The organism is Sporosarcina sp. NCCP-2222, from assembly GCF_023168145.1.
Taxonomy (GTDB): domain Bacteria; phylum Bacillota; class Bacilli; order Bacillales_A; family Planococcaceae; genus Sporosarcina.
The window spans coordinates 580,289-605,855 of record NZ_BQYK01000001.1 but is presented as its reverse complement, the minus strand read 5'-3'; the positions used below and the strand labels follow the sequence as shown (position 1 = coordinate 605,855).

The window sequence follows — 25,567 nt, the reverse complement described above, 5'->3', positions numbered from 1 at the left end:
GATTGTAAAAGGTATTCAAATATAATGCAAGGTCAAAAAATGACAATCAACAAAATTTGAAATGATGTTTAAGAAAGAAACTAGTTGAAAAATAGAGTAAAATGGCATGTATATTAATTTCAATTTATAATAAGATTTATGATTTCCCGGGAAATAAAATATTTAAAATTATCCATATAATGTTAAAGTATAAAAGGAGGATGAATAAATTATGCTTGCAACTTTACTTCGTGACTCAAAACATGCGATCGTTTTTACAGGAGCCGGCATGTCTACAGAAAGTGGGCTGCCTGATTTCCGTAGTTCGAATTCAGGCCTTTGGGAACAGGAGGATCCCAGCAGGGTAGCCAGTACCGAGGCGCTAAATAAAAATGTGGAACAGTTTTTCCGCTTTTACAGACATCGAGTAGTGGGCATCCAAGATTGCAAACCACATGCAGGACACTTTATCTTAGCGGATTGGGAAAGGAGAGGGCTGATTCAAGGAGTGATTACGCAAAATGTGGACGGATTCCATGCGGAGGCGGGAACTGTTAATAGCATGGAACTGCACGGGACTCTTCAACAGGTTCATTGTCAAACATGCGGCCAGGTTTATGGAAATGATCGATATTCTGACGAGCATTTTTATTGTTCTTGTGGAGGCACTCTGCGGCCGTCCGTTGTTTTGTTCGGCGAAATGTTACCGGAAGCTACATTTGCAAGAGCTTTACACGAAACGGAGCGGTGTGATCTGTTTATTGTCCTTGGGTCATCCTTGACCGTCACGCCTGCCAATCAATTTCCTTTACTAGCAAAAGAACATGGCGCCAAACTGGTCATTGTGAATAGAGAGCGGACTTTACTGGATCATTACGCGGATGTTGTTATTCATGATAAAGATATTGGAGTCGTGCTCGCAGAGGCCGATCAAGATCTGGGAGGGGATTTGTAAATTTTTCCGTAACATTCTATGTTCCCGACCGTCTACTGGGTTAAATGGGGGAGTGATCGAAGTGAAAAGGAATGGACTTTGGTTGTTCGTAATTCTGTTTTTCTTTGTATGGAATAAACCAGAAGAGGCGTCCGCCTGTTCCTGTGCCATGTCTCCACCTGTTGATCAAGCTCTTGAGGAAGCCAAAGCAGTGTTTAGCGGGAAGGTCGTTGGAATCACTGAAAGTAAGAAGAGCTGGAATCGAGGTAAGACGGTTACATTTCAAGTGAATGAAGTTTGGAAAGGCGATGAAAAAAGCAAAATCGTAATTAGAACAGGTTTGGATGACGGAGATTGTGGCTTTCCATTTGTAGAGGGAGAATCGTATCTCGTCTTTGCGATCGTCAATGATTTTTATGGGCAAAATACATTATCAACAAACATTTGCCAAAGGACGGCTCGCCTTGCAGAAGCATCAGAGGAGCTGGCGGAATTGGGAAGCGGAATCGTTATTGAGCAATCAAATAAATGGACATCTGATCATTACAATACAAATGAAGCAGGATGGATAGTGGCCATTTGTTGTTTCCTTTTCGCCTTTATTTTTTTCAAGATCTATTCTTGTAAAAGAAATAAGACAAAGTAATAGCTGTCAATCCACTCGGTGTTAGACGAGTCGAATGACAGCTATTTTCACGTAAAAGTTATCAATTTGGCTAACGGACTATCTGAGGCTATCAATTTTTCCAAATCTTTGAGCGGAATCGGGAAGTATGGGAATCCCTGCGCATAAGGCGAAATTTCATAAAGCTGAAAGTAGATGACGATCGACGTGTCTGCCAGGTAGTAATCCTGGTTGGGGCGAATCTTCGTGAAAGGCGGATCAAGTAAGGTGATGTCCCAGTCATCGATCCGTTGACGGATAATATCGGAGATCACCTCTACATAATTGCTGCCGCTTTTAAACAAATCCTGTAATTTATAATGTTCGCCTGTTTTTGTGGAAAAAGTTAAAGATTTCACAATAGTCATGCCATGTGCGCCACCTGTGTACGAATATACAATAAGATTGAGGCTTAGGATACCCCGTTCATTTGTCTTTACTTCAAAATATCCAATTAGTTCGACTAAATCTTCATTATAAAAATTTTGTTCGATGAGTATATCATTATAGACAGAAATAATGGCGAAATTAATTTTCCGTTGAATAATGGCATCTTCCATTTCAATAATGACTGGATACGATATCGTAATTTTATCTGAATCCGAATCCAGCTTTCGTGATATGACTGTAACAGGTAGGTCCATTCCGTGGCCAAGCTCCCTTCTGACTCTTACCGAGTCATACAGTATATGAACACGGCCGAAATGAATGACACTACGTGAGAGACACTGAACCCCTTTTCTCTACTAGCAAAAACCGCCTGTCGTCGTTGACGGCAGGCGGTTCATTTATGGACTTAGTTTCTAACCTTTTTTCTCCGGTACTTGCCTACGAATTCAAAGACGACCGGTACAAATATGAGGGTTAGCAGTGTCGAGCTTGTCAGCCCACCGATAACTGTAATGCCGAGACCTTTGGAAATCAAGCCGCTTCCTTCAGCTCCAATAGCGAGCGGAATTAATGCGCCGATTGTTGCCAACGCAGTCATTAAGATTGGACGCAGTCTTGTAGCACCTGCTTCAAGAATGGCCTCCCGGGTAGGCAGTCCTTCTTTTTCTTTGTTAATGACTCGGTCAATCAATACAATGGCATTCGTTACAACGATACCAATCAACATCAGCATACCAATCATTGCGGAAACACTGATTGTTTCTCCGCCAATCAACAATCCGACCAATGCGCCGATTACTGTGAACGGCAAGGAGAAGAGGATTGCGAATGGGGCTAATCCGCCTCCGAAGGTAATAACAAGGATGAGATACACGATAGCAATCGCAGCGAGCATAGCCAGCCCAAGTTGCGTAAATGCTTCTGTAATATCCTCTGTGACGCCAGCTGTCTTGATTTTGACAGTAGATGGCATTTGCAGCTTATCGACTTTTTCACTTACATTTTTGGATACTTTGGATACATCCTTTGTGACGATTTCTGCCGACACGCTTGCGAACAGTTTTCCGTCTCGGCGGGAAACGGTATCCGAAGTTGTGCCTTCTTTCAATTCAACGACTTCCGAAACAGGTATTTCTATCCCGAATGGCGTTTGAATCTTTTCATCCAGCAGTTCCTCGATTGTTTTATGTTCTTTCTTGGCGTCGTCGACCAGAACATTGATCGATTTTCTGCCGTCTTCCAATTTCGTAATTACTTGCTGTTGTTTATTCGGATATAAAATCATACCGACCTGAGCTGTCGTCAAACCATATTGAGTCAGTTTTTCCTGATCAGCGACCAAAGTGTATTCCTTATAGGTGCGAGACATGCTTGTTTTCGTATTCTTCAAATCTTTATTTGACGATAAGATAGTTTCAATGTCGTTGACAACAGGTTCAATCTCATCTAGCCGCTCTCCGTATACATAGTAGCTCAATTGATTGCTGGAGCCGCTTACTCCGAAGTCCTGAGATTTCCATTCGCCTTTCACAGACAGCTTATTCAGCTCATTCATCGTTTTCTCTTTTACTTTTTCGAAGTTCGGTGTATCGGAATTAAAATTTACGAACATAAGCGCACCATTTGAAGCACCAGGTGCCATCGGGTTTTCGCCACCTACGGAAACTTGGACGCTTTCCACGTTTTTCAAATCTAGCAGGTAATTTTCCGCTTGGACGGTATTGTCATTGACAGTGTCCAATGGTTCACCTGGTTCAGGCGTGTACGTAATGTACATCATTTTCTGTTCTTCATCCGGCAGCATACTAACACCGACATGCGGAACCAAGAAGAGACTGCCTCCAAGAAGCGCTAAGGATAGAATAACAGTGATCAATTTATGATCTAATGTCCAGTTCAGGACTTTTCGGTAGCCGTTCGCCATTTTGCCATGTTGTTCTTTATGAACCCCAACATTGCCGTTTAATTGCTTGTTAAACAATGTATGGGCCAGCATTGGCACAATAGTGATGGCAACGAGAAGTGATGCTAATAAAGAAAAGACAATCGTGAGCGCAAACGGGAGGAACAATTCTCCTACCATGCCTCCGACCAGGCCGAGCGGCAGGAATACCGCCACAGTGACAAGTGTGGAGGATGCAATCGGTTTGAACATTTCTTTTGTTGCTTCCCGAATTAAATCACGGCCCCGCAATTTTTCTGTTGAGAGATGCATTCGCCGATAAATATTTTCTACGACAACAATCGAGTCATCAATAACTCGGCCGATGGCGACCGTCATAGCACCGAGTGTCATCATATTTAATGTAATATCGAGTTCTTTCAATAATAATACTGCGATAAGCAGAGACATAGGGATCGAGATAATTGAAATGATGGTAGATCGGAAATTGCGCAAGAACAGCATGATAATAATGACTGCGAATAGCGCTCCAAATAATGCTTTGCTCAGCATCGTTTCTACGGATTGTTCAATCGGTTCTCCCTGATCCAATGAGACAGAGATGGAGAGGCCGTCGTGTTCCTCTTGGAATGAAGCCGTCATCTCTTTCACTGCATTAACGACAGTCACTGTATTGGCATCCTGTGATTTGACAACTTGGATTGCAATGGCTTCTTTCCCGTTCATACGGGAAATCGACTCCGCTTTGCCGACATGCTTAATTGATGCAATGTCTCCCAGCTTGACTGTCGGGATGCCAGCCGACGCGGCAGGTGGTATTCCTTGTGGGGCGCTTTGACTGGCAGGGGACTGCGCAGCACCCGTTGCTTTCGGAATTACAGGAATCAAGAGATTCTCCAATTCTGGTATGGTTGTCAGCTTTCCATCTACGACGACGGATTGCTCTTCACCGTTAAAATTGAACAGACCGAGCGGCATTTTTAAGTCTGATCCTTTAATCAGTTGTTTTACCGTTTCTTCATCCAGATTATTTTCAGCTAGCGTTTCCTGGTCGAAGGTCAATACGACTTCTTCAATTTGCTGGCCAGATACAGCCACACTGGAAACTCCATCAATGCCTTCCAAGTCCGGCACAAGGGAATCTTCAACTAAGGCAGTCAAGTCCTCGAGCGTTTTGTTTTTATCTGAAACGCTTAAAGCGACTACTGGAAAAGCATTAATGCTAATTCTGCCAACAGACGGTTCTGGCGCTGAATCGGGCAGCTGATAATTGCCGATCGCTTCTTTGACCTCTTCTTCGGCAGCCTTCATATCTGTTCCGAAACTATACTCGATTTGCATGGAAGAAGCGTTTTGGTATGAAGTGGAGCTTACGGATTTCACGCCTTTTAAATTCTTCACCGTTTTTTCAAGAGGCTCCGAAATTTCATTCATCACTTGTTCAGGTGTCGCGCCAGGGTAGATGGTTGTGACGCTGACAACTGGAACCGTAATGTCGGGAATCGTCTCTAACTTCATTTTCATTCCCGAATAAATTCCCGCAACGGTTATAATGATAGTAAGAAGCCAAACGGCCAATTTGTTTCGCATGACAAAATTGATGATTGAATTCATAAGATCCTCCATTTCTAGTTTTGACGAGTTGACACTAATACTTTATCATGATAACTGACCGGTCAGTCAGACGTCAATGGAAATGGCGAGAATAAGGGATTCATAGGGAGGAATTCATATGGATAAACGAACAATGATAATTGAAAAGGCTTCCGAGCTCTTTGCGAAGAAAGGCTTTGATACGACATCAGTGCAAGAAATAACAGATGCGTGCGGTATATCCAAAGGCTCCTTCTATCTAACATTTAAATCAAAAGAAAGTTTGCTGTTCGCTATTTTTGAATATTTTACATCCAAGCTGGTAGACCGGATCAGTACTGTTTTCCAGAAAGAAATTAATTCACAAGAGAGACTCAGTGAATATTTAGTTATTCAATTTGAAGAGATTCAGAAATATAAAGATTTTATATTAATGCAAGTGAGAGAACAGACGAATCTTGGCAATGAAGAAATGATGAGGCTGCTCAGCCGGCTGCGCCGGAAAGCCTTTGAATTGCAGGAAGCTTTGTTTGTAGAACGCTATGGACAGGCAATCAGCGCTCATCTTCCCGATCTCTTCGTCATCGTCAACGGCATGACGAAAGGATATATTGAAATTATTATTATGACGAAAGTGGAACTTGATTATAAAAGACTTTCCGATTATCTGGTGGAGCGGATCGATTCCGTCGTGGATGGTCTCAATGAACCACTTTTGGATAGTGATTCGATATTCGGTTTTCAAACGGGCTGTTCCTCCTCAGCTGCCATAAAGGCAGATCTCGCCAGCCAGTTGCATGCGTTAAAACGAGATAGTGCTAATGCCGATATGACTATTAGTCTTGAGGTGATTGAGGAAGAGCTGATGAAGGAAGCAATCAGAAAGCCTGTCATTATTGGTATGCTATCGAATTTAGAACCATTCGAAGAAGCGGCTGAGTTTTGCCAGGCCATGAGGAGTTTCTTAGAACAATAAGGTGAAAAATCGTCCGGATAGGGCATGATATGGTAAGATAGATGTTTAGAAAAGGATAGGAAGTGGACAAATGATTTCCATAACAATACCGAAACCGGATGTAACTATCGTCCAACGGAAGCAGGACTCTGGCGAAGCAACAATCAAACCGATTTGCGGTTTTATTGATTTGCATGAAATTCCTCGTGACAAAGGGGGAATCGTTCTTTTTTATAACCGAGAGGACGAATTACTTTTTGCAGGAAAGGCACGAAAACTGCGTCAACGAGTGAAAAAACATTTGGAGGATAACGTTTCTCCAATCAAAGATCATCGAAGTGAAGTAAATAAAATCTCTGTCATCCTTGTGGAAGATCCGATGGAACGCGAGATTTATGAAACGTATATTATTAATACTCTCCGTGCGAAGTACAATACGGAAAAAGTATTTTTTTGAAAACGAAGAGTACCCGCATACGCGCCCATGAGGCTGTATGCGGGTATTGTTGTTATTTGCTCAGTTCATCATGAATGAGGTTAATATTATAGTTCAAATATTTTACATATGTGTCGACTTCATCGCCAGGCTGACCGATTTCATCGGAATAGATTCGTTTTTCTGCGATGCGCACATCCGTTTCAGCAGCTACGGTTTCCATCGGCCTTGGATCCACATTAGATTCAATGAAGAGTACAGGGACTTGATGTTCACGAATAAAATTCACCAGTGATTTGATTTGGGCAGGGGAACCGTTTTCCTCAGTGTCGATCTCCCAAATATACGCTTCCCTCAAGCCGTAATGAGACGTCATATATTGGAACGCACGCTCACTCGTAACGAGGGTTCTCTTGTCTTCCGGAATGTCTTGAATTCGTTCTTCATACTCCTGATCAATCGCTTTCAAACGCTCCACATATTCGTCCCCGCGCTTTTGGATTTCTTCGCTTTTGGCAGGATGTTTTTTAACGAGCGCATCTCGGAGATCTTCAGCCATTTTAATGCCGACTGCTGGATCGATGAAGGCATGCGGATTAATTTCTTCCTCTCTACCATCTTCATTCGTCAGATACATTGGTTCTACACGCTCTGTTAGGCTGATAACATTTTCTTCGTTTTGTTGAACCGTGTCGATCATTTTGAAAAACCAGCCCTTTTTGCCCCCCTCCAGGTTCAGACCATTGTAAAATAACAAGTCTGCATCTGTAGCTGCCTTAATATCATTAGGCAATGGTTCATATTCATGCGGATCGGTTCCAGTTGGCACTAAGTTATGGACTTCTACGAGATCGCCGCCGATTTCACTTGCCATATCAGCGATGATGGTAAAGGATGTAACAACTTTCAAAGGCGCATTAGGATCCTTAGTGTTATCTTTTTCAGTTCCACATGCGGAAAGTAATATGGAGGCAACTAAGGTTAAACTGATCCATTGTATCAATCGTTTCATTTGTAATCTCCTTCCTTATGTCGAAAATATTATGCATATCTTTTTCTGTTTGCGGACTTCAGTTTTCTTACTAGTAACCCCTGCTTCGGTGAAAAAAGGAAAGCCAGGACGAACAGGGCAGTTGTTACGAGTGCAATGACAGGACCCGATGGCATGTTGTAAAGAAAACTGAAATACAGGCCGATTACGGCAGACAGGGCACCGAAAATGGCTGACAGGACGACCATAACTGAGAGGCGGTTCGTCATTAGATAAGCCGTGGATGCTGGTGTGATCAGCAGAGATACGACCAAAATGACACCGACTGTCTGCAAGGATGCGACAGTAACTAAAGTCAGCAGGAACATGATTGCGTAATGGATAAGCCGTGTCGGTAATCCATAAGCCGCTGCCATCGTCTCGTCAAAACTGGAAATGAGCAATTCCTTATAGAAAATGATGACGACCAACAAGACCAGACCGCCGATTGCCAATGTCAGCCACATATCCGAGTTGCGGACGGCAAGTACATTGCCGAAAAGGATTTGTGTCAAATCGGTAGCGCTCTTAGCCCGGTTGATTAAAATGATGCCAAGAGCAAAAAAAGCAGAAAAGACGAGTCCGATCGATGAATCACTTTTTATTCGGCTGTTTTGCGTGATAGCGCCGATTCCGAACGCTGTTAACACGCCTGTCAATACGGCGCCGTAGAAATAATTGATGCCGAGCATATAGGAAATAGCCACGCCCGGCAAGATCGCATGTGAAATCGCATCGCCCATCAACGCCATGCCCCGCAGGACGATGAAGCTTCCGATAACGCCGCAGATAACGCCAACCATAATCGATGTCGTAAAAGCTTTTTGTAAAAACGCATACGTTTGCAAATCATGTATGAATTCGATCATAAAGGTACCTCCGATCCTTCGACCATTGAAAATGGACGCTGATACGCTCTCGTCATATTTTCCGTCGTGAAAACTTCTTGAACCGGTCCGGCAGCAATCAAGTTTTTATTGATCAATACAAGCTCGTCAAAGTATTGTTTCACCTTCGTCAAGTCGTGATGAACGACAAACACGAGTTTTCCCTCATCGCGAAGCCGTTTTAATATGCCGATGATTACTTCTTCACTTGATACGTCAATGCCGACGAAAGGTTCATCGAGGAAGAAAATGTCTGCTTGTTGTGCAAGGGCCCGTGCTAGGAATACCCGCTGTTGCTGTCCTCCCGAAAGTTCCCCGATTTGCTGATTCGCAAAATCCGCCATGCCTACCTGTTCCAGACATTGCATCGCCCATTCCTTATGTTCTTTTTTCGGTCTGTGGAAAAGACCGAGCTTAGGATACGTTCCTAACAGGACGGTATCCTTCACAGTGATCGGAAAGTTCCAGTCGATATTGGATCTTTGCGGAACATAAGCGATTTGCTTACGGACCTCTTTAATCGGTTTCCCGTTGATTTCAACTGAACCTTTGTCATTTGGTATTAGACTGAGCATTGCTTTCATCAATGTTGATTTGCCGGCGCCATTTGGGCCCAATATGCCGATGAGATTCCCTGATGTGAATGTGAAGGACACATCCACCAACACGGGATTTCCATAATACGATACGGATACGTCATGGACGCGTAATTGGTCTTTCATGTTTTTCACTCCAATCAATCCAACTTTCCCTTGTGCAACTTTCAGGTTAAAAAAAGTAGTTCGATATGCGGTTGAATATATGCTTTTAGAGGTGATAAATGAACACTACCATCAAAGTTTCCCTAGAGCAACTTATGCCAGTATAGTATATCTTAGATTCAGAGTAAAGTCTTTTTTCTTGGACAGTTTTATATAGTTCCATAACTTTTTCAATTTCCCTCACTTTGGATTGCTATGGCTATCACAAGAAAGTACTGTAAAATAAAAGGAGAACTAGAATCGGGGGAGAGGCAGAATGAAGTTTTTCCATACAGCGGATTGGCATCTTGGCAAACTTGTTCAAGGTGTCTATATGACAGACGGACAGCGTTTTATATTACGACAATTCGTAGATGCGATAAAAAAAGAAAAGCCTGATGCCGTCATTATTGCGGGTGATTTATATGATCGGGCTGTACCGCCGACAGAAGCTGTGAATCTATTAGACGAAGTGCTGCAGGAAATCGTGATGGAGCTGCATACGCCAGTCATTGCGGTCGCGGGTAACCATGACAGCCCAAGCCGACTTCATTTTGGAAGCGACCTGTTGCGGAAAAATGGTCTCTACATAGTTGGGCGTCTTGCGAAGCAGACGACACCATTTGTATTGAAAGATGCTGATGGAGAGGTTTATTTTCATCCTGTGCCATTCGTGGATCCTTCTGTGTGCAGACATTTTTATGAAGACGATACGATACGGGACTTCCATAGTGCCATGAAAAGGATTATTGAAGAGCTCCACCTTGCGCCAGATGCGCGCCATGTATTAATTGGACATGCATTTGTGACACCAGGTGGGGAAGAAGCGGAGAATACAAGTGATTCGGAAAGGCCGCTCTCCATAGGCGGGGCTGAATATGTTTCAGCAGAACTATTTAAGCCATTTCACTATACGGCTCTTGGCCATTTACATCAAGCTCATTTTGTCGGGCAGGAAAAGATCAGATATGCCGGTTCGCCAATGAAATATTCAATTTCAGAAGAGCATCATGTAAAAGGGTTTTACATCGTCGACATGGACGGTGAGGGCCAAGTGACAGTGGAAAAAAGGGAATTGATTCCCGATAAGGATTTGCGGACAGTCAAAGGAACGATGGATGAAATATTGCGGCACGAACCGAGCGAGGATTTCGTCTTCATTCAGCTTCAGGACGATACGCCTGTCTTGTATCCGATGGAAAAGGTCCGCTCTGTCTATCCGAATGCCATGCATATAGAGAGAGCGCTGCCGAAACTGGCAGCTACTATAGAAAATAGATCTGCGGAAATGCATACGAAGCCAAGTGATCTGGATCTTTTCCGTGTGTTCTATGCTGAGATGAAAGAGGTAGAGGCAGATGAGGAAACGCTCTCCATCCTGTCTAACCTATTGCATGATGTGATGAATAAGGAGGAAGCGTAACATGAGGCCGATCAAATTGAGCATGACCGCCTTCGGTCCATATAAAGCAACGGAAATTATCGATTTTACGGAGTTGGACAGCCATCGTCTATTTGTCATATCAGGGGCGACTGGTGCGGGCAAGACGACGATCTTTGATGGGATATGCTATGCCTTGTATGGACTGGCGAGTGGCGAAGACAGGACAGACAGCCGTGCGATGCGCAGCGATTTCGCTGACGATTCTGTCCAAACGGGGGTAGAACTTGTTTTTGAAGTGCGTGGTCGCCAGTTTCGTGTTCTCCGTCAAATCCCATATACGAAAGCAGGAAATAAGTCGGAAACATCTGGCAGATGTGAGTTAGTAGAAGTAACGAACAATGGAGAGATTCCTGCTGTCGACAGGCAAATCGTTACAGAAATCAATCAAAAGATTGAAAGTCTCATTGGTTTTACGTATGCGCAATTCAGTCAGATCATCATGCTGCCGCAAGGAGAATTTCGGAAGTTTCTTACTTCAGATACGGATAATAAAGAAGCCATTCTCCGAAAGATTTTCAAAACAGAACCTTATCGTCAGCTTGTCGATCGGCTGAAGGTGCAAAGGGATGATTTAAAGGTGGAATGGGAACGGGAGCGGCAATCGTTTGATGGATTGATCCGCCGAATTCCGTCGGCTGTTCCGCATCGGGACTCCTTATTATTCCGTTCGCTTGAAAACGACCAGCCGAACATTTATCAAATTGTTGAAGGCTTGGATAATGAGCTTGTGTATTATGGAAATAAAATTAAAGAAAACCAGAAAAAATACGAAGAGGCCTATGCGAGGCATACCGAGGTGCAAACAAGTTACCATGCGGCCAAAATGATTAATCAGCTGTTCGATGACTTGGAACGAAAGGAAAACTTGGCTAGGCAGATAGCGGAGAAGCAGCCGATTCTTGAACAAAAGGAACGGAGTTTGGAACGGGCAGAACAAGCGGCCTCCATCGAAGGCATTGAGCTACAGTATGCAGAATTGAAAAAAGAGTGGCTTGCGCAAAAGGAAGCGGTTGAACGCAGCAAAAAGGAAGCGGAGCAGGCGAAGGATTCGTTTACAACTGCTGAATTGGAAAAAGGAAGAATCGAAGAGCGGCAGGACGAAAGGGAGCGTCTTCAAACGAAGCTGACCTCACTGCGGCAGTATGTACCGGTCGTCATCACATTGAAAGAAAAGCAAGCGGATCTCCATAACATGAAAAAAAGTGTGGAAATTCTTCATACCGATATGTCGAGCATTAACGGCCGTTTGACTGAAAAGCGGAATGAAGTGAGTCGGTTAGCGAATGAAGTTGAAAAAACAGAACGCGAAGTGGAAAATTACGAGCAAGTTGTAGATGAAGTGAATGAACTGAAAACGAAGATTGCGTTGATGGCAGATTACGAAAAGCTACGCCAGAAGCATGAGGCAGCAAAACAAGCAGCAGAGGAACAGGCGCTTTATTTCAATCAATTGAAGCGCGAATTCTTTTTGCTTGAACAAAGGTGGCTCGATAACCAGGCTTCCCTTTTAGCGCACACGCTACAAGACGGGAAACCTTGCCCTGTATGTGGAAGCACCCACCATCCGACGAAAATGGGCAGTCAAGAAGAGAATCTGTCACTATCCAAGGATTTGGTGGAAGCGGAAAGGTTAAAGTTATCGAAGCACGAAACGACGTATCGCAATCAACTCGCTGCATCTGAAGCAGTTGGTTTGCAGGCGGAAGAGAAAAAGCGCCAGCTGGATGCGCAAAAAATTGAAGCCACTTATGACGAGCTTCTTGCTGTACAAAAAGGGCTGGAAGAACGGTTACATCAAATGCGCCAAAAGAGATCCACCCTTACTACATTGAAACAACAATGGAAAAAAGGAACCGGTGAACAGGAACATCTCCAAATTGATAAGGAGGCGGCCGAGAGAAAATTGGTTGATGAACAGGCGATTCTGGGGAAAGCGCAAGCCCGGTATGAACAGCTAGTTGAATCGGTTCCTCCAGAATATCGAGATGCAGCTTTTCTGGAACAACAGATTGCTGCACTGGAGAAAGCCAAGAGGGAACTTGACGAACTATTTTCAGCGGTTCAAAAGAGATATGAAGAGAGCAAGGAGCGTTTAACCAAAGCGGCTGCCACCGAACAATTTTCCGTGCAGGCATTAGAGCAACTTCATTTCCGAAAAGAGAATGCTGAGAAGCAATTCAAGGGAGCACTCCAATTAGCAGGATTCCAATCGATGGAGGATTATAAAGAAGCGGTCTTGACAGCACAGGAACGAAAAGATCTTCGGAATGCCATTCAAGAATTCAAGCAAAAAGCACACGCCACGAAAGAAATGATCCTTTCGTTAAGACAACAAGTTGAAGGAAAGGCGAAGAGCGACATAACGGCAATCGAAGCGATGACAGAGGAATTGAAAAAGGAATATGAAATGGCATTAGGCAATTATCATGCGTCCGTCGCAAGTGAAAAGGCGCTGAGCGAAAGCAAGGGCCAACTGTTGAAGTCTTCAGACAACCTCGTCGGACTAGAGAAGAAGATTGGCAAAGTCAGTGAACTCTATGATTTGCTGCGCGGACAAAATAGATTAAAACTGTCATTTGAGCGATTCATCCAAATTGATTATTTAGAACGGATTGTAGCATCAGCCAATAGCCGACTGCGTGAAATGTCAAATGGACAATATGAATTGATCCGCAGTGACAGGCAGGAAGCCCGTGGCAAGCAAAGCGGGCTTGGACTTGATATTTATGATGCGTACACGGGCCAAAACAGAGATGTCAAAACACTCTCGGGAGGCGAGAAATTTAATGCCTCGCTCTGTCTCGCGCTTGGTATGTCCGATGTCATTCAGAGCTTCCAAGGTTCTGTTTCGATTGAAACGATGTTTATCGATGAAGGTTTTGGAACACTTGATTCGGAATCACTGCAAAAGGCGATTGATGCCTTAATTGATCTTCAGCGTTCAGGGAGAATGATTGGTGTCATCTCCCACGTGGATGAACTGAAAGCAGCATTCCCTGCTATATTAGAAGTGACGAAATCGAAGGAAGGATATAGTAAAACAGTGTTTTTTATTAAATGATTCATTAATTTATTCTCTACAGTCTGGTCTTTCAGTGGTATAATGCAATAACGTTACTATTAATTAAAAAATAATGAATAGTATGAAATGATAATATTATTTTAAAATATAAATATGATTGCTTTTTAGCTGTTCGGACGGTATGATGAGGGACATTGATATATTGCATAACGGTTGCTTACACTTACATTTAGGAGGGAACACCTCATTGCAGCAAAAAATATCATTCTCATCATTTCTGTTAATCGGCGTCATGTTGTTCGCCCTGTTCTTCGGAGCAGGTAATCTTATTTTCCCGGCTTCTTTAGGACAAAATGCCGGAGAATCTTTGTGGCCGGCTATTCTGGGCTTTCTCATTACCGGAGTGGGTTTGCCGTTTTTAGGCATTGTGGCGATGGGCTTCTCAGGCAGTGAAAATCTGCAAATGCTGGCGAGCAGAGTGCATCCAATTTACGGGATCGTCTTTACGTCTGTCCTTTATTTAACGATTGGCCCGTTCTTCGCGGCTCCGCGGACGGGGGCAGTGGCCTATGACATTGGCATCTCTTCGTATATTCCATCTGGCTACGGCACACTGGCATTGTTCATTTTTACACTCGTCTTTTTCGGGGTGACATTCTGGCTTTCGCTCAATCCAAGTAAAATTGTAGATCGCATTGGAAAGATCATGTCACCTGCTATCATTATTCTATTGTTAGTGTTATTGGTTGTCGCTTTTATTAACCCAATCGGACCTATGGAACCGGCGCATGGCGATTATCAGACCATCCCATTCTTCAAAGGATTCCTGGAAGGGTATAATACGATGGATGTGCTTTCTTCACTTGTATTTGGGATCATTGTCATTAATTCCATCCGGGCTCTCGGCGTAACGGACAATGTCGAAATCATGAAAGCGACTGCCAAAACAGGTGTAGTTGCTGCAGGGTTTTTAGCAATCATCTATATTGGGATCGCCTACCTGGGAGCTTCCTCTACAGGAACGTTTGGATTGTTTGAAACAGGCGGCCCGGTTTTGAGTCAAGCGTCCTCCTACTATTTTGGTACGTTTGGAACAGTTTTGCTGGCGGTCATTATCATATTGGCTTGCCTGACAACGAGCATCGGTCTTGTGACGGCATGTGGGGAGTACTTTAATTCTCTCTTCCCGCGTATTAGCTATAAAGCGTATGTAACCATCTTCTCACTGTTCTGTTTCATCGTCTCCAATTTCGGGTTGGATAACATCATAACCTATTCCATACCTGTCTTATTGTTTTTATATCCACTGGCCGTTGTACTGATGTTGCTGACATTCCTGTCACCGCTGTTCGATCATTCAAGAATCGTCTATGTCAGTGCAACCGCGGTTGCGTTCTTAATTAGCCTGGTGGATGGCATATCAAGCTTCTATGCGTCGCTGGAAGCAACACGGCCGGCTTGGCTCGAAGAAATGACTGCATTTCTTGATAAAGCCTTGCCTCTATACTCCCACGGTTTAGGATGGGTTTTGCCTGTCGTAATAGTCATCCTGATTTCAGGATTACTAGTAAAGGTATTCAGAAAAGCGTATTAACTCAATTGAGCTATAGGCTGTCCAGAAAATCAGTGAAAACTGATTGTCTGTGACAGCCTTTTTTCGTTATCAAACAAATCTTGCCAAGTGTCTGGGTACCTGTGCAAACGGCCCTGGTAGCCGCGCATAAACAGTTGCCACCCGCGCATACGGCCCTTGTAGCCGCGCATAAACAGTTGCTATCCGCGCAAACGGCCCCGGTAGCCGCGCATAAACAGTTGCTACCCGCGCATACGGCCCTGGTAGCCGCGCATAAATACGGCAACCTCATGCAACTAATTTTTACAAATAACCAACACCCTATGACTACTTCAAGTAAAGAAGTGAAGATCATACAGTAGCCCCTAGTTGATCATGACAATCTCCTGAAGCTGTCCGATTGCCCGCGCTTGATGAATACTCATGCGAACTTGCTCATGCATTCCGTTTTCCATTGATTGACTAAAACAATATACCCTTTTTTCGGAATAATGCTTGTTTTATAGTTTGGATTATATATAATAGTCTGTATATTAAGAACAGGAGGGGTTATGTTTGGTAACATTTATATGTTCTCTTCTTTTGCTTTTTGCAGGATATGCAGTCTATTCAAAGGTAATTGAAAAAGTATTTGTCGTGAACGACAGCCGTCAAACACCGGCGTATACAAAACAGGACGGACTCGATTTCGTGCCGATGAGCTGGTGGAAGGGCTGGTTGATCCAATTATTGAACATTGCTGGACTTGGCCCGATCTTCGGAGCCGTCGCAGGTGCCTTGTATGGTCCTGTCGCATTTTTATGGATTGTGTTCGGTTGTATTTTCGCAGGTGCGGTCCATGATTACTTTTCAGGGATGCTTTCTTTAAAGCATGGTGGAGCTCAATTTCCTACGCTGGTCGGAAAATATATGGGGCAATTCGTCCGGAAATCGGTTAACATCGTTTCCATTGTATTGATGCTATTAGTGGCGGCTGCCTTTACAGCAGGCCCGGCGCAGCTTATTTCATCTATTAGTCCACTATCTTTTGGGCTTTGTCTCGTTCTTATTTTTGGTTATTTCTTATTGGCGGCCATCTTGCCGATCAATCAAATCATCGGACGGATCTACCCGATTTTCGGCGCTATTTTAATTATCATGGCCGTTGCCATTGCAGCTGCTCTCGTCTTTGGTTCCAAACAAATTCCAAATTTGACGTTTGCTAATTTGCATCCAAGTGACTTGCCAATATGGCCATTGCTCATGGTGACGATTTCATGTGGGGCTATCTCCGGTTTTCACTGTACGCAAAGTCCAATTGTTTCCAGAACGATGAAGAAGGAAACGGAAGGACGCAAGATTTTCTACGGCGCCATGATTGCTGAGGGAGTGATCGCGCTAATTTGGGCAGCTGCCGGCATGACATTTTTCGGCGGGACGGGTGGATTGCAGGGGGCATTGGCTGCGGGAGGCCCAGCAGGTGTTGTGAATGAAATCTCCACTTCCTTGCTCGGAACATTCGGCGGCATCCTCGCTATACTTGGTGTTATCATCTTGCCGATTACGACTGGTGATACGGCACTTCGATCGGCACGGATGATTGCAACAGAATCATTGTCCAAATGGTTTAATCCAGAGAAGAAATGGGTCGTTGCGGTTATTACTGTCAGTCTAGGTGCCCCTGTGTTTTACCTTTCTACCATCGACTATTCGTTTTTATGGAGATATGTAGGAGGGACCAATCAAATCGTTGCTACTGTTATGTTGTGGACGGCTGCTTCATTCCTCATGCGAGAAGGGAAAGCGCATTTCATTGCAGGAATTCCAGCCCTCTTCATGACAGCTGTCGTTTGCACGTATTGGCTGTATGCTCCGGAAGGCCTGTCGCTCGATTACACGCTTTCCGTTGTGGTCGGTTTGCTCGCAACGCTTGCTGCAGCCATCCAATATGCACGGAAGATTCTTTATTACCGACAACAAGCTCCAATAGTGCTCGAGAGATAAACAGAGACACCACAGTCGGTCCAATAGAAAAACGGCAATGGGAGATTATTACTTCTCCATTGCCGTTTTTATGGCCTGTATTATTTACGCAATGACTTAAATTCGTCAATTGCTCTGACCCAATTTTCCTTCATGACTTCAGACGCTTTTTTTGCATCTTTTTCGAGCAGCAGCTTGATGATTTGTTCATGTTCCTCAATGGATTGCTCTGTGAGGATAATGGAATTGTGAAAGAACAGCCTTCTTACATGCGCTTGCAACGAAGCGGCCATGTTTGTGATGTAAGGGTTTTCAGCCGTATCCACAATAATTTGGTGAAACGTCTCGTCAATTTTCAGTCCATTGAAATAATCCTCTTCCCGGACTGCCGTCGCGAAATCATCATTCACCTTTTTCAATTCTTCTATTACATCGGGAGTCACATTTGGCACAGCGAGTTCTGCTGCAAGTGCCTGCAATGCGGCTAGTGGCGGAAGCAGATCGACGATGTCCTCCTGCTCAACCTCTGTCACTTGCGTGGCTTTTCCGGGAAATAGTTTGACGAACCCTTGCACTTCCAATAATTGCAATGACTCTCGGATCGGCGTTCTGCTGACGCCTAAGGCCTGAGCCAATTCCACGTCATTTAATTTCTCGCCAGGTTGCAATGTACCGTCGATGATCCATTGTTGCAGTTGGGTGAAGGCTGCTTCTTTTGCTGTCATGCGTGAAGTCTTTTCGTAATTTGAAGGTATCGGCAACTGAATCACCATCCTCATATATTTGTTATAAGTATACCGTAAATTGTGTGTCTCGGAAAGGTATACAATATATTACTGTGCTAAATTATTCTGCAGTATAGAAGAGATAGTTCCTGGTCTTCTTCGTCAGCACCATAGGAGATGTGCTCTTCTTTGAAAATGAAACCCCTTGCTTCATAAAAAGGAATGCCAAACTGGTTTCCCTTGGCAACAGATACCCGTTGTTCAATTACATTAAATCGATGTTTCTGCAATTTTGAGTAAAACTCCAAGAGGCGGGTGCCGATACCGTTGCCCCTCATGTCAGGCTCCATGTAGAAGACATAAATTTCTCCCACCCCTTCCGAGGCTAAACCGCCACCAATGACACCTGCAATTTTACCCTTTTCAACAGCGACGTAGTAACCATGCCAAGAATCGCTGACTTCTAAAATTTCCTCACGAATTCGATTTATGTTGTAATATTTGTCGATTAGCTGCTGTATATATGGTTCACTATAGAGTTCTTTATAAGTAAACCATTGCGCTTTGACTAGCAAGGAGGCGATTTCTTCTGTATCTCTCAGTTCTGCTTTTCTGATCAACATGACAAGCGTCCTCTCGTTTGTAATATTCTGATTAGAAATGTAATAATAATTGCGCCATTTTGTAACGTGGCTGTAATATGAGCCTGTTAATCTAATTGTAGACTAAAACGCAAGGAGTAGAAAACTTGATAAAACGAATTGTGACGCTTATTTTTGCAGTAACACTTTTGATTGGCGGAACGTCTGAAAGTTTTGCAGCTTCTTCAAAGTATACGGTCAAACAAGGAGATTCGCTTTTTAAAATAGCGAAAACCCACCACGTTTCAGTTAAAGAATTAAAATCGTGGAACGGGTTAAAATCCAATACCATTCACCCAAAGCAAAAATTACACGTAGTGAATCCGAAGAAGGTTGCCGCCAACCAAACTACTAAAAAGGACGTAGCATCTTCCAAGAAAACACCATCACGATCTAATACAGACAATGTCGTCAAAGAATTCACCGTCTCTGCCAGTGCATACACTGCGAATTGCAATGGCTGCAGCGGAATCACTTCCACGGGCATTAATTTGAAGAAAAATCCCGATGTCAAAGTGATCGCAGTCGATCCAAAAGTAATCCCTCTAGGCACAAAAGTGCATGTGGAAGGGTATGGATATGCAATTGCCGGGGACACAGGAAGTGCAATTAAAGGAAATAAAATCGATGTGTTCTTTTCTTCCAAGAGTGAGGCATATGATTGGGGAAGAAAGAACGTCAAAATCAAAATACTTGAGTAAAAATGGAACTGTCCAGAATGTCAGCGGAACTGACTTTCTAGGCAGTTTTTTCGTTTGATCGAGGAGGTACATTGTTCCTCTTCTTTGGCAGCATCGTCTCAGTAAGCTGTTTTCTTCAAGATTAGATACTGTCAAAGTAGAATGCTTTTTTATGTCCAGAATGATAGACTGAAGAAAACAAATGGGGGAGAAGTGGTTAGATGGACAAAAGGAGAATGCTGATTGGGTTGATTGTGCTTCTTGCGATTCCGCTGTACATTTGGATTGCCTATGTGGAAATACCTGCTAAATCGAAAGTTGGCGAAGAGAAACTGCAGCAGGATCCGCTTCAGCATGATTTTTCCCAAGTGCTGCAATATGACAATCCTTACATGTGGAACGCCTCGAATGTAGGGAAATTATTTCAATCTCTGCCCTTGAATGATTACAAAGGAACATTCGAGATGGATTCTGATCGACTTTCACTTGTCATGAATTATGATGTAAATGCAGGGGAACTTGAGGGCAAAGCAGAAGATGCGTTTCTGTATAATTCGACGGCTGCTTTTTTGCTCATTCACAACTTAGATCAAATTGAGATGAAATTTTTGGATACTTCATTTATAACGACGAGGAATCGCGTTGAAAATTGGTTCGGTTCCGAGTGGGAACATTTAAAGGATCCGGAGGAATTTAAGAAGCAAGTCCAACAAAAGCTGAAAAACGGAGAGCAGGAGGATTGGCTGCATTCCTATCAGGAGGGGAAGTCGTAATATGGACATCGTCATTATTACCGGAGCATCAAAAGGAATCGGAGGGGAGCTGGCTGCCCAGTTGGAGCGGCAAGGGAAACAAGTGATTGGATTGGCCAGAACAAATCCAGGCTTAAAAGATAATTTTGTAGAAGTCGATTTGGCAGAAACGACTTTATTGCCTAATGTGATGAACGAAATCATTGAGCAGTACTTGGAAACCGCAACATCTTTCACACTTGTGAACAATGCAGGCATAGTCGATCCAATCGGATTGGCGGGGAAAATCGAGCCGGAGATGATCAGTAAGGCAATCACTGTCAATTTGACAGCGCCAATGATTCTTGCGAATACGTTCATTTCCCGACTGGCTAATTTCAAAGGTGCGAAAAAGATTGTAAACATCTCTTCCGGAGCTGGCAGAAATCCTTATGAAGGCTGGGGGGTCTATTGCACGACAAAAGCGGGACTTGACCACTTCTCTCGTGTTGTGGAGCTTGAGCAGCAGTCTGTCGAAAACCCCGTTCAAATCGCTTCCATTGCACCGGGAATTATTGATACGGGTATGCAGGAGACGATTCGCTCAAGTGAGGCGGCTGACTTCCCGTTGCTGGATCGGTTCATCAACTACAAAGAAGAAGGAAAATTGAGCAGTGCGGAAGAGACAGCGCAGAAATTGATCGCTTTCATGGAGACTAATTTCAAGGAAGCGGGCGGGCCGATTTTGGATTTGCGACAATTGTAAAGGGAAAGCGCCAGTCTGAGTATTTCTCAGATGGCGCTTTTTTCATGCTTCTTCAATGAGACGGACGGTTTGAAAGTCTTTCACTTTTTCAAGTGCAATTAAAAATGGAGGATTTTTTCGTTGGTTTATCAGCTCGTACCGAATGACATGGACATCGGCCTGGTGTATTTTTTTTACAAAGGTGAGCAGGGCATCCCGCTCCTCCTTGCCGCCTGTATGCCCATCATATACCGAAATGGTAATGATCCCGCCTACTTTCAACAACCCTAGCAGTTTGCGGACTGCTTCAATCGTAGACTCGGCTTTTGTAATGATAGACAAGTCCTCACTATAGGGCAAGTAACCTAAGTTGAACATTGCGCCGCCAATCGGTTGGTTAACATGTTGGTCGACATTCGCATGGCTGTCCAAAAGCAATGTAACCCGGTTATGTAGCTCTCCTAGCCGGTTCTTTGTCGCATCAAGTGCGGCTTGCTGGATATCGAAAGCATACACATGCCCCTCTTGACCGACTAGTTCGGCTAGAAAGAGCGTGTCATTGCCATTCCCCGCTGTGGCATCGACGACTGTTTCGCCTGGCTCCACTGTTTTTTCAATCAACCGCTTTGAAAACGGAAGAACACGATGCAATAAAATCGAACTGCTCACAACGTCTCTACCACCTTAGAATAAAATTTTCCTTGCCAGCTGTTCCGCCTCTCAAGCTCTTTATCGATCCCGTTGAGCACGTCCCATTTCGTTGCGCTCCACATTGGGCCAATCATCAAATCGATCGGTCCGTCGCCTGTAATTCGGTGGATGATCATTTCGGGTGGAAGGATTTCAAGCTGGTCAACCACGAGTTGGATATAGTCGTCTTTTTCAAGGAATGTCAACAATCCTTTTTCATACTGTTTGACCATTGGCGTGCCTTTTAACAGATGGAGCAAATGAATTTTAATCCCTTGCACGTCAAGCTTAGCAACCTCTTTTGCAGTCTCCATCATCATATCGTAGTCTTCTAATGGTAGACCGTTGATAATATGAGAGCATACTTGGATGCCGTGCTTTCTTAGCTTTTCTACACCTTCCACGTACGTCTGATAGTCATGAGCCCGGTTTACAATCCTGGCAGTTTTCTCATGGACTGTTTGAAGTCCTAATTCCACCCATAAATACGTTCTTTTATTCAACTCCGCTAAATAATCAACTACGTCGTCAGGCAAACAATCCGGACGGGTTGCGATAGAAAGTGCAACCACATCGTCTTGCGCAAGAGCGGCTTCGAACTTTTCCTTTAGAACAGGAAGCGGGGCGTGCGTATTCGTATACGCTTGGAAATACGCCATGTAATTCCCGTTCTTCCATTTCTGATGCATTTTATCCCGTATCTTTGCAAACTGGACATCGATCGGTTCTGCCCGGTCGCCTGCAAAATCGCCAGATCCGGCCACACTGCAAAATGTACAGCCGCCAAAAGCGACCGTGCCATCCCGATTTGGGCAATCAAAGCCTGCGTCCAATGAAATCTTAAATACTTTAAATCCGAATTTGTCCTTTAAATGTTTGGACCATGTATGATAACGTTTCCCTTCCGAAGGGAACGGCAATGTTTGCAAATCCACGTCATTTCATCTCCTTACGGATAAATTGTATCATAAATGGGGACTTGAATTCGGTGAATCGGGTAAACCCGGAGTATAGGATATAACGTGTGAGTAAAGCATCCCTTATGATCTGAATTATGGAACATATACTGATGTGCTTGTTTGGTTACTAAAAAAAGAATAAACTCTAATTATATTTTTGGCAGAACGGAGGCAGAAATATGCCTAAAAAAGTTTGGCTGCTCGTTATCGGCATGTTTGTCAACGTAATCGGCAACTCCTTTTTGTGGCCGTTGAATACGATATATATGCATGAATACTTAGGGAAGTCGCTGGCTGTTGCTGGCCTGGTGCTCATGGCCAATTCCGGAGCCGGGGTAATCGGCAACTTGCTTGGAGGTTATTTATTCGATAGGATCGGCGGATATAAATCGATCATGGGCGGGATACTGATTTCAGTCCTTGCACTGGTCGGGCTCGTGTTCCGGCACGACTGGTATCCGTATGTCATTCTATTGACTGTACTCGGTTTTAGCGGCGGGATCATCTTCCCAAGTATGTATGCAATGGTCGGCACGGTTTGGCCAGAAGGCGGGAGAAAGGCATTTAACTCTATATATCTTGCACAAAATGTCGGTGTTGCAATTGGCCCAGCGTTAGCCGGTCTCGTTGCGTCTTTCCATATCGACTATATTTTTGGTGCAAATTTGATTTTTTACATTCTATTCCTGTTCATTGCCTATTTCGGTTATAAGAACTTCAGAATCGCACCGGACCGACACACCGATGTATTTAGGGAAACTTCACCAATCAAGAAGAAAGCCCCATTCTACGCGCTGCTCATCTTGACGACTGGTTATTTGCTGACATGGCTTGTTTACTCCCAATGGTCGACTACGATTTCAACTCATGCGTTGTCCCTCGGTGTCACGCTTAGGGAGTACAGTTTAATTTGGACGGTTAACGGTCTTTTGATTGTCTTAGGCCAACCGCTCATCCGGCCATTGATCAAGCGGTTGGAGCATCAGCTGAAAGCACAGATGATCATCGGAACACTCATATTTATCGGGTCGTTCATTATGGTTAGTTTTGCGGGCTCCTTCCAAATGTTCATCGCGTCCATGGTCATCCTAACGTTTGGAGAAATGATTGTCTGGCCGGCTATTCCTACGCTTGCGAGTCAATTGGCGCCGAAAGGGAAGGATGGTTTTTACCAAGGAATCGTCAACTCAACAGCTACGATAGGACGGATGATCGGCCCGTTTGCCGGCGGTGTCCTCGTTGGACTGTATGGAATGAAAGCGATGTTGCTCATCTTAACTGCGTTTATGAGCATATCCATTGTGACGACACTACTTTACGATAAACCCCTTAAAGGTCAACAGACAAAACCGGAACAACCGTAAAGGTTGCCGGTTTTTCTTTATGCTTTCATTTCCACATAAATTGCAACAGATAAAATAGTTTGTTTTAATAGATTATGAGAGGTATTGTAAATTATCGTTTTCAAACAAAGGGGGATGTTGAATGAAACCAATTTACACGACTGCTATGGAAGCGGTTTCTCGTATTGAGGACGGCTCCACATTGATGGTTGGCGGGTTCGGTCTTGTAGGAATTCCGGAGCAGCTCATTTTAGCACTGGTAGAAAAGGGAGTAAAGGATCTGACCATCATTTCTAATAACTGCGGAGTGGACGACTGGGGACTTGGACTGCTCCTGAAGGAAAGGCAGATCCGGAAAATGATTGGATCCTACGTGGGAGAAAATAAAGAATTTGAACGCCAGGTCCTCTCTGGTGAAATTGAAGTAGAATTGACGCCGCAAGGGACTTTGGCAGAAAAGATACGGGCTGGCGGTGCCGGAATTCCGGCATTTTACACTCCGGCAGGCGTTGGAACTATTGTTGCCGAAGGAAAGGAAGTACGTCTTTTCGACGGTAAGGAATATGTGTTGGAAGAAGCGCTCATGGCAGACTTTTCATTGGTAAGAGCTGCAAAAGCCGACACGTTCGGAAATTTAATTTACAACAAGACAGCCCAGAACTTTAATCCGATGATGGCGGCTGCCGGTACATTCACGATTGCTGAAGTGGAAGAGATCGTGGAAGCTGGAGAGCTGGATCCTGCAGCAATTCATACACCGAGCATCTATGTGCAGGGGCTGCTCCAGGCGAAGCAGGAAAAACGGATTGAGCGTTTGACGACTCGATGAAAAAGGGGGACTGGCGGTTATGACTAAAGTCAATTTCAGGGAGCGTATCGCAAGACGGGCTGAGAAAGAAATTAACGATGGAGATTACGTCAATTTAGGCATTGGCATGCCGACGCTAGTAGCAAATTATATTTCGCCGGATAAAACCGTTGTGCTGCAGTCGGAAAATGGACTGTTGGGCATCGGGCCCTATCCGACTGAAGATGAAGTGGATCCGGATTTGATCAATGCTGGGAAGGAAACAGTAACGACCATACCTGGTTCAGCATTCTTTAATAGCGCCGAATCGTTTGCGATGATTCGCGGAGGACATGTGGATGTAGCGATCCTCGGTGGCATGGAAGTTTCAGAAACAGGGGACCTCGCCAATTGGATGATACCGGGCAAGATGATCAAAGGGATGGGCGGAGCGATGGATCTCGTCCATGGCGCCAAAAAGATCATCGTCATCATGGATCATGTGGCGAAGGATGGATCTGCGAAAATAAAAAAGGAATGTACGCTGCCTCTTACAGGAAAAGGTGTAGTCCATAAAATCATTACGGAACGTGCCCTAATTGAAGTGACACCAGAAGGGCTTGTGTTACAAGAAGTATTTGAAGGTTTCACGGTTGATGAAGTGATCGGCTCGACGGAAGCGGATTTGCGTGTGGCGGATGGATTGCGGTAAAACCCCCAGGCTGAATTCAGTTGTTGTATTTTGTAACATAGT

The 25,567-nt window shown here is 44.1% G+C and carries 23 protein-coding genes; 14 read left to right on the top strand and 9 right to left on the bottom strand.

All coding sequences use genetic code 11. The annotated features are described in order from the left end of the window. Positions 1-211: 211 nt before the first annotated feature. On the top strand, positions 212-934 hold the full coding sequence (locus NCCP2222_RS03130) for an NAD-dependent deacylase (protein WP_248509528.1): 723 nt from the start codon (positions 212-214) through the stop codon (positions 932-934). A gap of 61 nt (positions 935-995) precedes the next feature. Continuing rightward, the gene (locus NCCP2222_RS03125) at positions 996-1,559 is read left to right on the top strand and encodes a hypothetical protein (RefSeq protein ID WP_248509521.1); all 564 of its coding nucleotides are present in this window, start codon (positions 996-998) and stop codon (positions 1,557-1,559) included. A gap of 47 nt (positions 1,560-1,606) precedes the next feature. Here the strand turns inward: NCCP2222_RS03125 and NCCP2222_RS03120 are convergent, their stop codons facing one another. After that, positions 1,607-2,221, bottom strand: coding sequence for a DUF3298 and DUF4163 domain-containing protein (locus NCCP2222_RS03120; protein WP_248509519.1), 615 nt, complete (start codon positions 2,219-2,221; stop codon positions 1,607-1,609). A 152-nt stretch (positions 2,222-2,373) separates the two neighbouring features. Further along, positions 2,374-5,484: an efflux RND transporter permease subunit gene (locus NCCP2222_RS03115; protein WP_248509517.1), complete on the bottom strand. Its 3,111-nt coding sequence runs from the start codon at positions 5,482-5,484 to the stop codon at positions 2,374-2,376. A 118-nt stretch (positions 5,485-5,602) separates the two neighbouring features. On the opposite strand from NCCP2222_RS03115, the gene NCCP2222_RS03110 reads away from it, so the two are divergent. Then, a complete protein-coding gene (locus tag NCCP2222_RS03110; RefSeq protein WP_248509515.1) occupies positions 5,603-6,439 on the top strand; it encodes a TetR/AcrR family transcriptional regulator in 837 nt (278 codons plus the stop codon). Positions 6,440-6,509: 70 nt separating this feature from the next. Further along, positions 6,510-6,875: a nucleotide excision repair endonuclease gene (locus tag NCCP2222_RS03105; RefSeq protein WP_238080194.1), complete on the top strand. Its 366-nt coding sequence runs from the start codon at positions 6,510-6,512 to the stop codon at positions 6,873-6,875. A 52-nt stretch (positions 6,876-6,927) separates the two neighbouring features. Here NCCP2222_RS03105 and NCCP2222_RS03100 read toward each other — a convergent pair whose 3' ends face one another. From NCCP2222_RS03100 to NCCP2222_RS03090, 3 genes are read right to left on the bottom strand one after another with little or no spacing between them, the layout of a single operon-like run. Next, positions 6,928-7,866, bottom strand: coding sequence for a metal ABC transporter solute-binding protein, Zn/Mn family (locus NCCP2222_RS03100; protein WP_248509513.1), 939 nt, complete (start codon positions 7,864-7,866; stop codon positions 6,928-6,930). A 29-nt stretch (positions 7,867-7,895) separates the two neighbouring features. Next, complete coding sequence (locus NCCP2222_RS03095) at positions 7,896-8,750, bottom strand: metal ABC transporter permease (protein WP_248509786.1); 855 nt, start codon at positions 8,748-8,750, stop codon at positions 7,896-7,898. Further along, positions 8,750-9,493, bottom strand: a complete 744-nt coding sequence (locus NCCP2222_RS03090) for a metal ABC transporter ATP-binding protein (protein WP_248509511.1) — start codon at positions 9,491-9,493, stop codon at positions 8,750-8,752. The genes NCCP2222_RS03095 and NCCP2222_RS03090 overlap by 1 nt, the downstream gene beginning before the upstream one ends. A 295-nt stretch (positions 9,494-9,788) precedes the next feature. On the opposite strand from NCCP2222_RS03090, the gene NCCP2222_RS03085 reads away from it, so the two are divergent. The 4 genes from NCCP2222_RS03085 to NCCP2222_RS03070 all read left to right on the top strand — a co-directional run bounded on the left by NCCP2222_RS03085 (position 9,789) and on the right by NCCP2222_RS03070 (position 17,533). Further along, complete coding sequence (locus NCCP2222_RS03085) at positions 9,789-10,934, top strand: exonuclease SbcCD subunit D (protein WP_248509509.1); 1,146 nt, start codon at positions 9,789-9,791, stop codon at positions 10,932-10,934. 1 nt (position 10,935) lies between these two features. Continuing rightward, positions 10,936-14,016 (top strand): AAA family ATPase, encoded by a 3,081-nt coding sequence (locus NCCP2222_RS03080; RefSeq protein ID WP_248509508.1) that lies wholly within the window; start codon positions 10,936-10,938, stop codon positions 14,014-14,016. A 208-nt stretch (positions 14,017-14,224) separates the two neighbouring features. After that, on the top strand, positions 14,225-15,571 hold the full coding sequence (gene brnQ, locus NCCP2222_RS03075) for a branched-chain amino acid transport system II carrier protein (RefSeq protein ID WP_248509507.1): 1,347 nt from the start codon (positions 14,225-14,227) through the stop codon (positions 15,569-15,571). A 534-nt stretch (positions 15,572-16,105) separates the two neighbouring features. Further along, on the top strand, positions 16,106-17,533 hold the full coding sequence (locus NCCP2222_RS03070) for a carbon starvation CstA family protein (protein WP_248509506.1): 1,428 nt from the start codon (positions 16,106-16,108) through the stop codon (positions 17,531-17,533). Between the two features lie 80 nt (positions 17,534-17,613). Here NCCP2222_RS03070 and NCCP2222_RS03065 read toward each other — a convergent pair whose 3' ends face one another. Beyond that, positions 17,614-18,273: a GntR family transcriptional regulator gene (locus tag NCCP2222_RS03065; RefSeq protein ID WP_248509505.1), complete on the bottom strand. Its 660-nt coding sequence runs from the start codon at positions 18,271-18,273 to the stop codon at positions 17,614-17,616. A gap of 80 nt (positions 18,274-18,353) precedes the next feature. Beyond that, positions 18,354-18,860 carry a GNAT family N-acetyltransferase gene (locus NCCP2222_RS03060; RefSeq protein ID WP_248509504.1) on the bottom strand — a complete coding sequence of 169 codons (507 nt, stop codon included), beginning with the start codon at positions 18,858-18,860 and terminating at the stop codon, positions 18,354-18,356. Positions 18,861-18,988: 128 nt separating this feature from the next. Here NCCP2222_RS03060 and NCCP2222_RS03055 point away from each other — a divergent pair, with 128 nt between their 5' ends. The 3 genes from NCCP2222_RS03055 to NCCP2222_RS03045 all read left to right on the top strand — a co-directional run bounded on the left by NCCP2222_RS03055 (position 18,989) and on the right by NCCP2222_RS03045 (position 21,055). Beyond that, positions 18,989-19,579, top strand: a complete 591-nt coding sequence (locus NCCP2222_RS03055; protein WP_375709157.1) for a 3D domain-containing protein — start codon at positions 18,989-18,991, stop codon at positions 19,577-19,579. A 200-nt stretch (positions 19,580-19,779) separates the two neighbouring features. Next, positions 19,780-20,331, top strand: a complete 552-nt coding sequence (locus NCCP2222_RS03050) for a DUF4825 domain-containing protein (protein ID WP_248509501.1) — start codon at positions 19,780-19,782, stop codon at positions 20,329-20,331. A 1-nt stretch (position 20,332) separates the two neighbouring features. Continuing rightward, the gene (locus NCCP2222_RS03045) at positions 20,333-21,055 is read left to right on the top strand and encodes an SDR family NAD(P)-dependent oxidoreductase (RefSeq protein ID WP_248509499.1); all 723 of its coding nucleotides are present in this window, start codon (positions 20,333-20,335) and stop codon (positions 21,053-21,055) included. A 42-nt stretch (positions 21,056-21,097) separates the two neighbouring features. On the opposite strand, the gene mnmM is transcribed toward NCCP2222_RS03045, so the two are convergent. Together mnmM and mnmL are read right to left on the bottom strand one after the other, a co-directional pair. After that, positions 21,098-21,703: a tRNA 5-(aminomethyl)-2-thiouridylate-methyltransferase MnmM gene (mnmM, locus tag NCCP2222_RS03040; RefSeq protein WP_248509497.1), complete on the bottom strand. Its 606-nt coding sequence runs from the start codon at positions 21,701-21,703 to the stop codon at positions 21,098-21,100. Next, on the bottom strand, positions 21,700-22,659 hold the full coding sequence (gene mnmL, locus NCCP2222_RS03035) for a tRNA modification radical SAM protein MnmL/YtqA (protein ID WP_248509494.1): 960 nt from the start codon (positions 22,657-22,659) through the stop codon (positions 21,700-21,702). Before mnmL ends, mnmM begins: the two co-directional genes overlap by 4 nt. A gap of 203 nt (positions 22,660-22,862) precedes the next feature. Between mnmL and NCCP2222_RS03030 the strand changes: the two genes are divergently transcribed. From NCCP2222_RS03030 to NCCP2222_RS03020, 3 genes are all read left to right on the top strand, one after another. Beyond that, positions 22,863-24,047 (top strand): MDR family MFS transporter, encoded by a 1,185-nt coding sequence (locus NCCP2222_RS03030; protein WP_248509492.1) that lies wholly within the window; start codon positions 22,863-22,865, stop codon positions 24,045-24,047. 121 nt (positions 24,048-24,168) lie between these two features. Continuing rightward, positions 24,169-24,855 carry a CoA transferase subunit A gene (locus NCCP2222_RS03025; RefSeq protein ID WP_248509490.1) on the top strand — a complete coding sequence of 229 codons (687 nt, stop codon included), beginning with the start codon at positions 24,169-24,171 and terminating at the stop codon, positions 24,853-24,855. A 19-nt stretch (positions 24,856-24,874) separates the two neighbouring features. Further along, on the top strand, positions 24,875-25,525 hold the full coding sequence (locus NCCP2222_RS03020; protein WP_248509488.1) for a CoA transferase subunit B: 651 nt from the start codon (positions 24,875-24,877) through the stop codon (positions 25,523-25,525). The last annotated feature ends 42 nt before the right edge of the window (positions 25,526-25,567 follow it).

What these genes read in the sequence shown, in the direction of transcription:
- NCCP2222_RS03130 (WP_248509528.1), top strand. Translation starts at nt 212, where the DNA reads ATGCTTGCAACTTTACTTCGTGACTCAAAACATGCGATCGTTTTTACA.
- NCCP2222_RS03120 (WP_248509519.1), bottom strand. Translation starts at nt 2,221, where the DNA reads ATGGACCTACCTGTTACAGTCATATCACGAAAGCTGGATTCGGATTCA.
- NCCP2222_RS03115 (WP_248509517.1), bottom strand. Translation starts at nt 5,484, where the DNA reads ATGAATTCAATCATCAATTTTGTCATGCGAAACAAATTGGCCGTTTGG.
- NCCP2222_RS03110 (WP_248509515.1), top strand. Translation starts at nt 5,603, where the DNA reads ATGGATAAACGAACAATGATAATTGAAAAGGCTTCCGAGCTCTTTGCG.
- NCCP2222_RS03105 (WP_238080194.1), top strand. Translation starts at nt 6,510, where the DNA reads ATGATTTCCATAACAATACCGAAACCGGATGTAACTATCGTCCAACGG.
- NCCP2222_RS03100 (WP_248509513.1), bottom strand. Translation starts at nt 7,866, where the DNA reads ATGAAACGATTGATACAATGGATCAGTTTAACCTTAGTTGCCTCCATA.
- NCCP2222_RS03090 (WP_248509511.1), bottom strand. Translation starts at nt 9,493, where the DNA reads ATGAAAGACCAATTACGCGTCCATGACGTATCCGTATCGTATTATGGA.
- NCCP2222_RS03085 (WP_248509509.1), top strand. Translation starts at nt 9,789, where the DNA reads ATGAAGTTTTTCCATACAGCGGATTGGCATCTTGGCAAACTTGTTCAA.
- NCCP2222_RS03080 (WP_248509508.1), top strand. Translation starts at nt 10,936, where the DNA reads ATGAGGCCGATCAAATTGAGCATGACCGCCTTCGGTCCATATAAAGCA.
- NCCP2222_RS03060 (WP_248509504.1), bottom strand. Translation starts at nt 18,860, where the DNA reads ATGTTGATCAGAAAAGCAGAACTGAGAGATACAGAAGAAATCGCCTCC.
- NCCP2222_RS03050 (WP_248509501.1), top strand. Translation starts at nt 19,780, where the DNA reads ATGGACAAAAGGAGAATGCTGATTGGGTTGATTGTGCTTCTTGCGATT.
- NCCP2222_RS03045 (WP_248509499.1), top strand. Translation starts at nt 20,333, where the DNA reads ATGGACATCGTCATTATTACCGGAGCATCAAAAGGAATCGGAGGGGAG.
- NCCP2222_RS03030 (WP_248509492.1), top strand. Translation starts at nt 22,863, where the DNA reads ATGCCTAAAAAAGTTTGGCTGCTCGTTATCGGCATGTTTGTCAACGTA.
- NCCP2222_RS03025 (WP_248509490.1), top strand. Translation starts at nt 24,169, where the DNA reads ATGAAACCAATTTACACGACTGCTATGGAAGCGGTTTCTCGTATTGAG.
- NCCP2222_RS03020 (WP_248509488.1), top strand. Translation starts at nt 24,875, where the DNA reads ATGACTAAAGTCAATTTCAGGGAGCGTATCGCAAGACGGGCTGAGAAA.